Annotated in this window: 8 protein-coding genes; 5 read left to right on the forward strand and 3 right to left on the reverse strand. The window is 56.7% G+C overall.

Annotation, left to right across the window (positions count from 1 at the left end; translation table 11 throughout):
* Positions 1 to 12: 12 nt before the first annotated feature.
* The 3 genes from RYB66_RS20205 to RYB66_RS20215 all read left to right on the forward strand — a co-directional run bounded on the left by RYB66_RS20205 (position 13) and on the right by RYB66_RS20215 (position 6887).
* Positions 13 to 3018 (forward strand): autotransporter domain-containing protein, encoded by a 3006-nt coding sequence (locus tag RYB66_RS20205; RefSeq protein ID WP_316895274.1) that lies wholly within the window; start codon positions 13 to 15, stop codon positions 3016 to 3018.
* Between the two features lie 105 nt (positions 3019 to 3123).
* Complete coding sequence (locus tag RYB66_RS20210; RefSeq protein ID WP_316895277.1) at positions 3124 to 6240, forward strand: autotransporter domain-containing protein; 3117 nt, start codon at positions 3124 to 3126, stop codon at positions 6238 to 6240.
* A 356-nt stretch (positions 6241 to 6596) separates the two neighbouring features.
* Positions 6597 to 6887: a hypothetical protein gene (locus RYB66_RS20215; RefSeq protein ID WP_016980795.1), complete on the forward strand. Its 291-nt coding sequence runs from the start codon at positions 6597 to 6599 to the stop codon at positions 6885 to 6887.
* A 52-nt stretch (positions 6888 to 6939) separates the two neighbouring features.
* On the opposite strand, the gene RYB66_RS20220 is transcribed toward RYB66_RS20215, so the two are convergent.
* Positions 6940 to 7515, reverse strand: coding sequence for a Bro-N domain-containing protein (locus RYB66_RS20220; protein WP_044293997.1), 576 nt, complete (start codon positions 7513 to 7515; stop codon positions 6940 to 6942).
* 431 nt (positions 7516 to 7946) lie between these two features.
* Between RYB66_RS20220 and RYB66_RS20225 the strand changes: the two genes are divergently transcribed.
* Positions 7947 to 9500, forward strand: coding sequence for an McrB family protein (locus tag RYB66_RS20225; protein WP_016980798.1), 1554 nt, complete (start codon positions 7947 to 7949; stop codon positions 9498 to 9500).
* Positions 9497 to 10759, forward strand: coding sequence for an McrC family protein (locus RYB66_RS20230; protein WP_016980799.1), 1263 nt, complete (start codon positions 9497 to 9499; stop codon positions 10757 to 10759). The genes RYB66_RS20225 and RYB66_RS20230 overlap by 4 nt, the downstream gene beginning before the upstream one ends.
* 220 nt (positions 10760 to 10979) lie before the next feature.
* Here the strand turns inward: RYB66_RS20230 and RYB66_RS20235 are convergent, their stop codons facing one another.
* Complete coding sequence (locus tag RYB66_RS20235; RefSeq protein WP_044293995.1) at positions 10980 to 12020, reverse strand: hypothetical protein; 1041 nt, start codon at positions 12018 to 12020, stop codon at positions 10980 to 10982.
* Positions 12021 to 12100: 80 nt separating this feature from the next.
* Complete coding sequence (locus tag RYB66_RS20240) at positions 12101 to 13348, reverse strand: ribonucleotide-diphosphate reductase subunit beta (protein ID WP_002554639.1); 1248 nt, start codon at positions 13346 to 13348, stop codon at positions 12101 to 12103.
* Positions 13349 to 13649: the final 301 nt, after the last annotated feature.

Genomic DNA, 13649 nt, shown 5'->3' on the forward strand with positions numbered 1-13649 from the left:
AGGTGTGCAGGGATGCGAAAGTCCAAGCGTTTGGGTGCTGTCCGTTATTCGTTTAAACCTGTAGCAAGCGGCGCTCTTTGTGCGTTGTCTTTTACGTTTGGCTGCTCTGCCTACGCGGATTATGTCGAGCAGGGCAAACCGGGTGACGCTGCCAGTTGGCGTTCGGCAGAATTCCAGAGCGACTGGGGCCTGGGGCGTATTCAGGCTGATCAGGCCTACGCCGCTGGCATCACTGGCGCAGGCGTCAAGATCGGTGCGCTGGACTCGGGTTTTGACCCGTCCCACCCTGAAGCCACTTCGTCCCGCTATCACGCAGTCACCGCTACCGGTACTTACGTTGACGGTTCGCCCTTCAGCATCACTGGCGCCATCAACCCGAACAACGATACCCACGGCACGCACGTCACCGGCACCATAGGCGCGGCGCGCGATGGCGTCGGCGTGCATGGCGTGGCGTACAACGCACAGATCTACGTCGGCAACACCAATCAGAACGACAGCTTCCTGTTCGGCCCGAGCCCGGACCCGCAGTATTTCAAGGCGGTGTACGGGGCGCTGGCAGATGCCGGAGTACGCGCCATCAACAACAGCTGGGGCAGCCAGCCATCCGACGTGACCTACGCCACCGAGGCAGGTGTGCGTGCGGCCTACGCTCAGCACTACAACCGTGGAACCTGGCTGGACGAAGCGGCGAACGTCTCGCGCAAGGGCGTGATAAACGTGTTCAGTGCAGGCAACAGCGGTTACGCCAATGCCAGCGTGCGGGCGTCGTTGCCGTATTTCGAGCCAGACCTCGAAGGCCACTGGCTGGCTGTGTCGGGCCTCGACAGCAGCAACGGTCAGCGCTACAACCAGTGCGGCCTGTCCAAATACTGGTGCATCACAACGCCCGGGCGACTGATCAACGGCACCGTGCCCGGCGGCGGTTACGGGATCAAGTCCGGCACCTCGATGTCTGCACCGCACGCCACCGGGGCGCTGGCACTGGTGATGGAACGCTTCCCGTACCTGAATAACGAGCAGGCGCTGCAAGTGTTGCTGACCACCGCCACCCAGCTCGATGGCTCGGTCACTCAGGCACCGACCAACAGCGTGGGCTGGGGCGTGGCCAATCTTGAGCGGGCGATGCGCGGTCCCGGTCAATTGCTCGGCACCTTCGACGCCAACCTGGGGGCCGGTGTGAGCGATGTATGGAGCAACGATATTTCCGATCAGGCGCTGCTTCAGCGTCAGGCCGAAGACACTGCCGAGCAGGCCACCTGGCAGCAAACCCTGATCAGCAAAGGCTGGCAAAACGGCGTTGCCAGCACCGCCAGCCAGCAGGATCAGGCCGATTACGCCACCGGCACTGCGCGAGCCGCCGCAGCCGCTCAGCGTCAGTACCAAGGCAGCCTGGTCAAATCCGGTGCCGGTCGACTGATTCTGCAAGGCGCCAACACCTACCGTGGCGATACCCTGGTCAACGGCGGCTTGCTGTCGGTCAACGGCTCGCTGGTTTCCGCTGTGCAGGTCAATGCGGGCGGCACGCTGGGCGGTAACGGCCAGATCGGTGGGCTGACAGCGCGCAGTGGCGGTATCGTTGCGCCGGGTAATTCCATCGGTACGTTGCAGGTCAACGGTGATGTCACCCTGCAACCGGGTTCGACCTACGCTGTTGAGCTTTCGCCCACCGCCAGTGACCGTATCGTCGCCACCGGAAGCGCCACCGTGTCAGGCGCGAACATGACGCTGGCGCTGGAGAACGCGACGCCGGTGGCCTTGAGTTCTGCACCGATCCAAAGCGTCGTAGGTCGCCAGTACAACGTGCTGCAAGCCGCCAATGGCGTGAACGGCCAGTTCGGCTCAGTGACTTCGAACTACGCGTTTCTGGGTGGCCGACTCGACTACGCAGCCAACGGCGTCGCGCTGAACGTCGAGCAAACCAGCGCATTTAGCAGCGTCGCCCAAACCCCGAATCAATCTGCCGTAGCAACCGCTGCCGAACAGCTTGGCGCAGGCAACGCGGTGTACGAAAACCTGTTGCTGACTCAAAGCGCAACTGCTGCCCGAGACAGCTTTCAGCAACTGTCCGGCGAGATCTACCCGGCCATTGGCAGCGTGCTGATCAACGACAGCCGGCAGATCCGCGATGCAGTGGGTGAGCGTCTCGGGACCAGCGTATTCGGCACTGATGGCAATACGGCCGCGCAAGACAATGTCTGGATCAAAGCCCTAGGTGCCTGGGGCAAGACCGACTCGCGTGACGATACCGCCGGTTACACCACCTCGATTGGCGGCCTGCTGGCCGGTGTCGATGGCAACCTTACCGATGACACACGTCTGGGCGTGGTCGCGGGCTACAGCGACAGCTCATTGAACATGGGCTCCGGCACGCATTCCCGGGCTTCGGTGGACAGCTACCACCTGGGCGCTTACCTCGGCCATGAAATCGGCGCACTGCGCCTGACCCTCGGCGGCGCGCACAGTTGGCATCGCATTGATGCACAACGCGACGTGCAGGTCGGCGGTGCTGCTGGCAAAGAGAAAACCAAACACGATGCCCAGAGCACGCAAGTGTTTACCGAGGCGGCGTATCGCATCCACTTGCAACCCGCGACCCTCGAGCCGTTCGCCAATCTGGCCTACGTCCACCTCAACACCGACAGCTTCTCCGAGAAGGGTGACGCGGCGGCCCTGTCTGCCGGTAGCGATAACCGCGATGCGGTGCTGAGCACTCTCGGTGTACGGGCGCTGAAAACCATCGCGATCAGCGACCGACAGAAAATCGATCTGTCGGGCAGCCTCGGCTGGCAGCACAACCTGAGCAACACCGATTCCGAGCAGCACCTGGCATTTGCCTCGGGCGGTGGCAGTTTCGGTATCGAAAGCTCGCCGCTGGTCCGTGACGCCGCGCTGGTCGGTGCTCATGCCAGCGTTGCATTGAGCAAAGACGCCAGGGTCAGCCTCGACTACAGCGGCCAACTGGCCAGCCGGGAAAAAAGCCACGGTGTCGGCCTGAGCCTTAACTGGCAGTTCTAAACCCGGCATTACCCAACCCAAACCAACCCTCAAACCAAAAAAACGACGCGCATGCAGATGCATGCGCGCGGAGATTCGTGCGCGTTAACTAAGGACGGTCGTTTCATGAAAGATGCATCCACCACTCGACACACCTCTGTCAAACCCCTCGGTCAGGCCATTCGCGCCATCAACCGCGCCTCTTGCGGCGCACTGGCCTGCTACCTCGCGACCTTGGGCGTGGCACATGCCGCACCCTATGTGGAAGCAGGTCAGGCGGGCAATGCTGCCAGCTGGCGCAGCGCCGAATTCAACGCCGACTGGGGCCTGGGCGCGATCAATGCCGATCAAGCCTACGCCGCTGGCTACTCCGGCAAGGGCATCAAACTGGGCATCTTCGACCAGCCGGTCTATGCCCCGCATCCAGAGTTTTCCAGCGCCAACAAGGTGATCAACCTGGTCACTAGCGGTATCCGTGAATACACCGACCCGTATATCCCGGTGAAGGCGGGCGACGCGTTTCGCTACGACGGCGCACCGACGCTGGACTCCGGTGGCAAACTCGGGAACCACGGCACCCACGTGGGCGGCATCGCCGGTGGCGATCGCGATGGCGGGCCGATGCATGGTGTGGCCTACAACGCGCAAATCATCAGCGCCGACAACGGCGACCCAGGCCCGGAAGACGGCATCGTGCTGGGCAACGACGGCGCGGTGTATCAGGCTGGCTGGAACGCGCTGGTCAACAGCGGCGCACGGGTCATCAACAACAGCTGGGGCATCGGCATTACCGACCGTTTCAGCAAGGGCGGTCGCGACCCGGCCTTCCCGCACTTCACCGTGCAGGACGCGCAAGTGCAGTTCGATCAGATCCGCCAGATCCTCGGCACGCGTCCGGGTGGCGCGTATCAGGGTGCCATCGACGCGGCACGCAGCGGCGTGGTGACCATCTTCGCCGCAGGCAACGACTACAACCTCAACAACCCCGACGCAATGGCCGGGCTCGGCTACTTCGTACCGGAAATCGCACCCAACTGGCTGACCGTCGCCGCCCTGCAACAAAACCCCGACGCCGCCGCAGCTGCAACCACGCCGTACACCCTGAGCACCTTCTCGTCACGCTGCGGCTACACCGCCAGCTTCTGCGTCTCGGCACCAGGCACGCGCATCTACAGCTCGGTGCTCAACGGCACCAGCCTTGCAGACCTGACCGTCGGCTGGGCCAACAAGAACGGCACCTCGATGGCCGCGCCGCACGTGGCAGGCAGCATGGCTGTGCTGATGGAGCGCTTCCCGTACATGACCGGCGCGCAGGTCGCCGACGTGTTGAAAACCACCGCCACCGACCTTGGCGCACCGGGCGTCGACGCGCTGTACGGCTGGGGCATGATCAACCTCGGCAAAGCAGTCAACGGCCCGAGCATGTTCGTGACCGAGGCAGATATTCCTGCCGAATTCCGTATCGACGGCGCCTACGGCGACAGCCAGTTCGTCGCTGACCTGCCCGGCGTCGGTGCGATTGTCGACGCAGGCAAACCGACCCAACGCACTTGCACCGGGCCGCAATGTGGGCTGGATGTATGGAGCAATAACATCTCCGGCCACGGCGGCCTGACCAAACAAGGCATTGGCATCTTGGTGTTGAGCGGGGCCAATAGCTACAGCGGCCCGACGCTGGTCAATCAAGGACGCCTGGCCATCAACGGCTCGCTGGCCTCTGCCGTCACCGTCAACAATGGCGGCATTCTGGGCGGCAATGGCAGCGTCGCAACACTGACCGCCAACCGGGGCGGCACCGTCGCGCCGGGCAACTCCATCGGCACCCTGCAAGTGGCGGGCGACCTCAACCTGGCACCGGGCTCGACCTACGCGGTTGAATTCTCGCCCACTGCCAGCGACCGCATCGTGGTCGGCGGCACCGCGACTGTGAGCGGTGCCAACATGGCCCTGTCTCTGGAAAACGACAATCCCGCACTGCTCAGCAGCAACCAGACTCGCAGCGTTCTGGGTCAGCAGTTCAACGTACTGCAAGCGGCTGGCGGCATTCAGGGTCAGTTTGGTTCGGTGACGGATAACTACGCATTCCTGGACGGCAACCTAGCGTATACCGGTACAGGCGTGACACTGGCCCTTGCACGTAACGGCGACAGCTTCGCTAGCGCAGGCCAAACCGACAACCAGCGCAGCGTGGCCCAGGCCATTGAGCAACTGAGTGCAGGCAACTCGGTCTACGAGAGCATCATCCTCAGCCAGGACGCCGCCAGCGCACGCCGCGCCTTCACCCAACTGTCGGGAGAAGTGCACCCGGCCATCGCTACACAACTGATCAACGACAGCCGCCAACTGCGCGACGCCGTAGGTGATCGCCTGCGCGTCGAAGGGCTGTACGACCAGCCAGCAGCGGGCAGCGAAGACAATTCAGTGTGGGTCAAAGCGCTCGGCGCATGGGGCAAAAACAGCGGCAGCAGCGACAGCGCCAGCTCGACCTCATCGCTGGGCGGCTTGCTGGCAGGCGTCGACGGCCTGATCAGCGAACACACCCGTTTGGGCGCGATGGCAGGTTACAGCGACACCTCGCTGAGCCTGGGCGATGACACCCACTCGCGGGCCTCGGCAGACAGCTACCACCTGGGCGCCTACATCGGCCACGAACAGGGTGCTTTGCGCCTGACTGCAGGCGCATCGCACAGCTGGCACCGCATCGACGTGAAACGCGATCTGCAATTCGGCGCGTTCTCCGATCGTCAGAAGGTCAAGCGTGACGCCCAGTCGAGCCAGGTGTTCACCGAAGCCGCCTACCGCCTGAACCTGCAACCGCTGGCACTGGAGCCTTTCGCCAACCTGGCCTACGTACACTTCGACAGCGACAGCTTCACCGAAAAAGGCGGTGCCACGGCCCTTAAAGGCAGCGACGACACCCGCGACACCGTGCTCTCGACCCTGGGCATGCGCGCCGGAAACCGATTCAACCTCAACGACACACAAAAACTCGACGTCTCCGCCACTCTCGGCTGGCAGCACAACCTGAGCGACACCTCGTCGGAACAACACCTGGCCTTCGCCAGCGCCGGCAACAGCTTCAACGTACAAAGCGTCTCCATGGACCGCGACGCCGCCGTAGTCGGTGCCCGCGCCAGCGTGGCGTTGGGCAAGGATGCACGCATCAACCTGGACTACAACGGCTTGCTCGGTGCGCGGGATAAAACCCACGGCGTGGGCTTGTCGCTGGATTGGCAGTTCTGATGGAGGATGCCTGCGGGGTGCAGTAGCCCCGCAGGCACTCGGTAATACCTATCGTGCCAATGCTCCGCGTTGGCACGCATCTCGTGACGCTCTGCGTCGCATCCAAGCCATCACGCGAATGCTGAATCACTCATAAGTCCAAGCTTCTGCCCGGAGGGCGTAGGAGCGAACTTGTTCGCGATCTGCCGGGAACCGGCAGCAAAACCTGTGTATGCGGTACATCATTTGCGAGCCAAATTTCAGGCTCGGCCTAGCCATGCCTCTCCAGATCGCCTCAATAAAAAAATTTGATGGCTCAATGGCATCATGGTAAAACCTTGCAACAGACACTCGTCTGCACTCGCTAAGGAATAGCCATGAAAAAGACAGGGACAGGCTTCGTCGCCATACTCGCATTCCTCTGTGCCTTCTCCGCAAACGCCAGAGAAGCCCAGGTAACAGACGCCTCAATCGTCAAAGCCATCATCCAGGAATCCATCGACAGCTACCCCGGCAATTGTCCGTGCCCCTACAATTCCGCTCGCAACGGCAGCCAATGCGGCAAACGCAGCGCGTACAGCCGCAAAGGCGGTTACGCACCGATCTGCTACAAGGAAGATGTCACCAAAGAAATGATCAGCGACTACCGCAGCCGCCTGAAAGACTGATTCCGTAAAAACACGATGGTCGTCACCCAGCGTCGCGACCATCAAGCCACATTCAACCCAACCGAGAGACAGGCAACACAGCCCGCCACCACGACTTCGCCAAGCGATGCGGCCGCGCATCAACCTGCATCTGCGGATGCGCCAACAGCATCGGCATATCCCGCAACCGTATCCACGGCTCGCTGTGCCAGTGCAACATACTCACCGACAACCCCGGCCACTGCAGCATGCTCAGGTGCGGCGTGCAGTCATCAAACGGCAACTGCCCATCCCGCAACGCAGGCACCACCTCATTGGTAATCCACTGCCGCAACCCACGATTCTCTGCGTGATAGTGATGCACCATCATCGTGTACGCCCCCGACTCACTGACCATGAGCTCTGACTGTGCTTCGCCGTGCAGGTCGAGCGTGATCATTCGATGCTGGTCAGCATCCAGCTTGCGCAGCGTCCGCTCGTTCAACGGCCAGCCGATCATGCGACCGAGATCGCGGGCGCTGAACCAGGGTTGGTTTTCGAAGAGGAGGGCGAGGAGTTGTCGGTTATGGCGGTGGAAGGGGGTTGGGGTGAAACCGGCGCACACCTCGCGCGGCTGACGAGCACTGGCCTGAAATAGATTGCTTAACATGCTGACCTCTACGTATGAACTGAAATGACGTTAAAGACAAACGTAGAGCGGGCGTAAGAAAACCCAACTGAGCGGATCAGCAAAGCCGAGATTCCCCGTTCAATTAGAACGATTGGAATCTGAAGCTATGCGTGAACTCACTGCATCTACGTTGGGTGTTTCTTAGGCACCGGCGCATATGATACTGGCTCTGGCAGCGTGTCCATATCGGACTGGGGAGGGAGAGGATGTCAGGGGTTTCTGATCTTCAGGCGAGGTATCGGGCTCAGCAACCCATATCGTTCCAACGCTCCGCGTGGGAATGCAGTTCGCGACGCTCTGCGTCGCATTCTCAGGGCTGCTACATAAACACGACACCACCGAGGCTTCGCTTTACCCATGCTGGCAATCTAGATACTGTTGTCGGACTTTTCCTACAAGGACGTTCGGCAATGCCTTCGCTCAATCAGATTTTCTTCGGTCCGCCCGGTACGGGGAAAACCTACGCCACAGTCGAAGCGACGTTGCAGATACTTGATCAGCCTTTTCTTGCTAAAAACCTTGATAACCGATCAGCGCTGAAAGCTCGATTTGACGAGCTGCTTGCAGCAGGTGATGTGCGCTTTGTGACCTTTCATCAGAGCTTTAGCTATGAAGATTTTGTCGAAGGGCTACGCGCTACAACTGACGAGCAAGGTCAGATCCGTTACGAAGTGGTATCTGGCGTCTTCAAGAGCCTCTGCGAGTCAATTGCGAGTGAACTGAGCGGAAAATACCGAGCATTCAAGGTCGGTGATCGCTACGGCACAGGCTACAAAGTGACCCGCGCCACGCCTGACGTCGTTGAGATAGAGAAGCCCCAAGGTAAACACCTTCCCATCGGCATGAGTCTGCTGAATACACTCGCTTCTTATGTAGACGCTGGCACCTTCACAATCGAAGAGCTGGGCAACGGTCGTTGGGATAAGAAAGTGCCCGGCTCCATCCTTGATCCGTTTTTGGTGAACGGCTACAAGAACTTCTTGCCATCAATGGTCGAGCACATGCTGGGCAAAAACGAGGAGGGCTTATTTGAGCCTGCCCCCGTTCAACATAGCGACGCCAAGGTGCTGATCATTGATGAGATAAACCGAGGCAACGTCTCGCGCATTTTCGGTGAGCTGATTACGCTCATCGAGCCTTCCAAGCGAGCGGGCGCCGATGAGGCTCTGGAAGTCATGCTGCCTTACTCGAAAGAGCGTTTCAGCATCCCCGGCAACATCCATCTGATCGGCACCATGAACACCGCTGACCGATCATTGGCCGCGTTAGACATTGCCCTGCGTCGTCGCTTCACCTTCATCGAAGTCCCGCCAAATCCAGAGTTGCTTGATGAAGTAGAGGTTGATGGCATCGCCATCGACGAATTGCTCAGCGTGATGAATCAACGCATAGCGGCCCTGCTTGATCGAGACCACTGCCTTGGCCACGCTTACTTTATGCCGCTCAAGGATGAGCCTACGTTGGAGCGGTTGGAAGGCATCTTCCGCGAGCAAATCCTGCCGCTGCTTCAGGAGTATTTCTTCGAAGATTGGCAGCGCATTCAGTGGGTTCTCAACGATCAGCGCAAGGCCCCGGAAAATAGTTTTCTGATTCAGCCGAGCCAAGACCTCATTGCGTTGTTTGGGGATACGGTCACGGTTGGCCAGAGCGATGAGCGTTGGGAGTTGAATCTGCCAGCGTTCCAGAAGATTGAATCGTACCTGGGTGTGATTGATCACAACCTGAAAGTCGGTGCGCCGCTGGAAGCAAAAAACGTTAGAACGGATGGGGTAGATATAAGGCAGTCTGCCGATGGTCGCATCGATGTGTATCGCGGAGGTCAGCACATTAAGCCTGCAAAGCCACTGTTGCGCGAGCTTGCGAGCAAGCACGGCATCTCCATTACGTCCGCGTTGGGTACCGCGCTGAATACGCGAAGCCTCGGACGCAAGATCATCAAGTTTCTGAGCGAGCAGCAGGGGTGAAGACCACTGTCACGGTCCGAGAATATGCTCGGTTGACCACCAGCAATATTCCCAACCCGACGCTTGATGTAGCCCAAGTGTCTACCACTGCTTTCGACTGGCTCTGCGAAACTAGTTCACGCTTTAGCAAAGCGGGTGCCGCACTGGTTCAAGTTGAAGGTCGCCGCTGGCTTAAGCTCGATAATTACGTTGGCGCGCTGGAAACACCCTGCGGCACGCGGATCGAAATTCTGCCCAAACATTTCGAACAAGGTGACTGCATCCAGCAAAGCCGAGCTTTGCTGAGACGCATGATTCAGAAGTCATTAGACCTACCAACCCGAAAGGTCGGCACAACCGCGTTACAGCGCTTCGATGCGCCGTTGACCGAATGGGTAATGAGCAGCTTTCTGGAAGCGCTCGACCACCTCATCAAACGCGGCCTTCGCTTCGACTACCAACGAGTCGAAGAGGAGCAGCGATATTTGCGCGGCCAACTCAACACCGCCCGTCAAATGCGCCAACCTCCTGGCCGACAACACCACTTCCAAATTCGTCACGACGTATTCCTGCCCGACCGGCCCGAGAACCGCCTTCTCAAAACAGCGTTAGACATCGTTTGTAAAACTACTCAAGACCCCAGTAACTGGCGTCTCTCCCACGAACTGCGCTCGTTGTTGCTAGAAATCCCAAACAGCCGAGACACCACTCAAGATTTCAAACAGTGGCGTCACGACCGGCTCATGGCCCATTACCAGCCGGTAAAGCCTTGGTGCGAACTCATCATCCAACAGCAGACACCACTGGCAGTTGCAGGCGAATGGCAGGGCATGAGCTTGCTGTTCCCAATGGAAAAACTGTTTGAACGCTACGTGGCTGCGTGTCTGAGGGATTCACTGCCGCCAGACGCTACGCTACATACGCAGCGCAGCAGTGAGTACCTGTGTACTCATGAGGGCAAAAAGGTCTTTCAGCTACGGCCTGACTTGATGATTACTCAGGGAGAGAAGAGCTGGGTTCTGGACACCAAGTGGAAACGGCTGGACAGCGAGCTGGGTAGCAAAAATTATGGCCTGAGCCAGGCTGATTTTTATCAACTGTTTGCGTATGGGCAGAAGTATCTAGGCGGACAGGGGGATTTGGTGCTGATTTATCCGAAGCGGGCTTTGTTTCAGGAGGCATTGCCGGTTTTTGAGTTTTCAGAGAGGTTGAGATTGTGGGTGGTGCCGTTTGATTTGCAAATAGGTAAATTACAAGCTTTAAATTTTAAATATTTCTAGGAGGGTTTTGAAATTATGATTGCCCAATACTGAGGTTGATAAATATAAGGGCTTTAGTTCGGAGCTTTCTCAAAGTAATTATTTTCAGAGTGTACTTGGAATGTGTTTGGTAAAGTGTGTTTTAAAATAATTTGGAGTTGATTTTTCTAGCCTTTCCATTTGAGAAAGGCATTCCTCGAAAAGTTTATACTGCAGGAGGGTGTTTGGTTTTTGATACGCTTTATTTTTTTGGTTGCTCCAAGTTCTCAATCTTAGCTTGAGTTTGACCGCTGTTAAGCTGTTTTTTTACTTCGATAGGCAACTGATCGTAGTTTCGAGTTTGAATTGTGTGGTCGTTAACTTCGATTTGCTGAGTGTTTTCTAGTAGTTTTTCTAGCTGTTTTGATATTATTAATGATGATTTCTTTATGTTTTCGTCAATATTTTTGACGTCATGCCCGTTCGTGGCAAGTGTTTCCCTAATCTTCAAGAGCTTATCGATTATATCGGATGACTCTCTTAGTGGGGTGGTATTGTTATTTTCAAGCTCTTTGAAAAAGTAGTTCGATCCATTGTTTATGATCGTAGTTAAAAGTATTACCACTAGTGGGTTTGCCGATATTTTGGCGAAATAACTTCCTGACTCGATTTTTTTAATTTCTACGGCTGCTTCTTGTACGCTAAGTCCAACTAAGTTGCAGCATTCTTCTATGATAGAATTTAAAGCATCTGTTTTTGCTGTGAATTGACTCAGTGAAATATGTTGTGGGAAATATATCTTGAATGTTTCGTTTTTTTCGTTTTCGATGGAAAGTTCTTTTGCTGTAGTCTCCAATAATAATTTTTTGCAAGCTTTTATTTCTAAGAGAGATTTTTTTAGTTCGTGTGCTGAGTTGATGAGTTTAAGTGAGGTTTCTATGCTTGAATTGCTTAGGTGATCGTCAATTGCATCTACGATATTTTTTATATCGAATGCTGCATTATCAAAAAAAGATACTTCTTGTAGGTGTAGTAGTTCTTCTATCCCGTGGGCGGCCTTGGTAATTGTGCTAAATCTAGATTTCCTTAAGCTGCTATTTACTTTGGTCAACAGTAAATTGTGTTTTTCGTGAGCTTCGGTCCTTAAGTTATTTGGGCTTGTTATTATTAGTAGTTGTGAAAGTATTTTTGGGAGCTCCTGATGGATAGCGTCTAGGTTTTCAATTAACTTTAGAAGCTCTGGTTGTTTGTTGGTTAGTTTTTCTATGTCTGTTAATATGGTGATCAGTTTTTCAGTATGCATATTCTATTTTTTATAGTTTGTTTTTTGAAATAAGCCCCGGATTAGCGGGGCTTCATAGTGAACTATATTTTAAATGTGTATCAATCCCAGCTCAACGCCCCACCAGTCTGATACTCAATCACTCTCGTCTCAAAGAAATTCTTCTCTTTCTTCAAGTCCATAATTTCGCTCATCCAAGGAAACGGATTCGTCGTCCCCGGATACTCTTCCTTCAACCCAATCTGGCTCAAACGACGATTAGCGATGAATTTCAGGTAGTCTTCCATCATCGCTGCGTTCATGCCCAGCACGCCGCGGGGCATGGTGTCGCGGGCGTATTCGATTTCCAGCTGGGTGCCTTGCAGGATCATCTGCGTGGCTTCTTCTTTCATCTCGGCATCCCACAGGTGCGGGTTTTCGATTTTGATCTGGTTGATCACGTCGATACCGAAGTTCAGGTGCATGGACTCGTCGCGCAGGATGTACTGGAACTGCTCGGCGACGCCGGTCATTTTGTTGCGGCGGCCCATGGAGAGGATCTGGGTGAAGCCGCAGTAGAAGAAGATGCCTTCCAGTACGCAGTAGTAGGCGATCAGGTTGCGCAGCAGCTCTTTGTCGGTTTCGACGGTGCCGGTTTCGAACTTTGGATCGGAGATCGAACGGGTGTACTTCAGGCCCCAGGCTGCTTTTTTAGCGACCGATGGGATCTCGTGGTACATGTTGAAGATCTCGCCTTCATCCATGGCCAGTGATTCGATGCAGTACTGGTAGGCGTGGGTGTGGATCGCCTCTTCGAAGGCTTGGCGCAGGATGTACTGGCGGCACTCCGGGTTGGTGATCAGGCGGTACACGGCCAGTACCAGGTTGTTGGCAACCAGCGAGTCGGCAGTGGAGAAGAAGCCCAGGTTGCGCATGACGATGCGGCGCTCGTCGTCGGTCAGGCCTTCCGGGTTTTTCCAGAGGGCGATGTCGGCGGTCATGTTGACTTCTTGCGGCATCCAGTGGTTTGCGCAACCGTCCAGGTACTTCTGCCAGGCCCAGTCGTACTTGAAAGGTACGAGCTGGTTGAGGTCGGCGCGGCAGTTGATCATCATTTTTTCGTCAACGGCGACGCGGGCGCTGGCGCCTTCGAGTTCGGCCAGGCCTTCAGCGACGTCCAGTGCGTCCAGCGCTTTCTTGGCGCGGATCAGGGCAGCGGAGTCGGCGGCGGTAACGGCGCGGGCTTCTTGTGCAGCCAGGCCACCGGCGCTGTCGAGGCGGTCCATGTTGGCTTCGTTGGCGTGGCCGGCGTTGGTCGCTTTGGCGACTACTTCGCCGTCTTCTTTATCGAATTCGTCCCAGCTCAGCATGGTGTAATTCTCCTGCTTGAGGGTCAGTCGGGTGGACTGGCCTGTTGGATCTAGAGGGGGTGTTGCTTGCTTTTAAGGTGTTGCGCGCAAGGAACATGAATTTTTGGCTTTTTAGGCCTTTGGGTGAGGAGGAGGGTGGCAAGGGCATGTGTGTCCTTGCCGACCTCTTCGCGGACAAGTCCGCTCCTACAGGAGTCTACAAGTCAGCATTCGGCTTGTTGGCCTCTTTGCGGACAAGTCCGCTCCTACAGGTACAGCGTCAGGCTTGGTGGCCTCTCGCTCCCACAGGGTTGTGTTTATC

The organism is Pseudomonas syringae group sp. 243L2, from assembly GCF_032587875.1.
Taxonomy (GTDB): Bacteria; Pseudomonadota; Gammaproteobacteria; order Pseudomonadales; family Pseudomonadaceae; genus Aquipseudomonas; species Aquipseudomonas amygdali.

Excerpts from the sequence above, each read along its gene's own strand:
- RYB66_RS20205 (WP_316895274.1), top strand. The coding sequence starts at position 13 with ATGCGAAAGTCCAAGCGTTTGGGTGCTGTCCGTTATTCGTTTAAACCT.
- RYB66_RS20210 (WP_316895277.1), top strand. The coding sequence starts at position 3,124 with ATGAAAGATGCATCCACCACTCGACACACCTCTGTCAAACCCCTCGGT.
- RYB66_RS20215 (WP_016980795.1), top strand. The coding sequence starts at position 6,597 with ATGAAAAAGACAGGGACAGGCTTCGTCGCCATACTCGCATTCCTCTGT.
- RYB66_RS20220 (WP_044293997.1), bottom strand. The coding sequence starts at position 7,515 with ATGTTAAGCAATCTATTTCAGGCCAGTGCTCGTCAGCCGCGCGAGGTG.
- RYB66_RS20225 (WP_016980798.1), top strand. The coding sequence starts at position 7,947 with ATGCCTTCGCTCAATCAGATTTTCTTCGGTCCGCCCGGTACGGGGAAA.
- RYB66_RS20235 (WP_044293995.1), bottom strand. The coding sequence starts at position 12,020 with ATGCATACTGAAAAACTGATCACCATATTAACAGACATAGAAAAACTA.
- RYB66_RS20240 (WP_002554639.1), bottom strand. The coding sequence starts at position 13,348 with ATGCTGAGCTGGGACGAATTCGATAAAGAAGACGGCGAAGTAGTCGCC.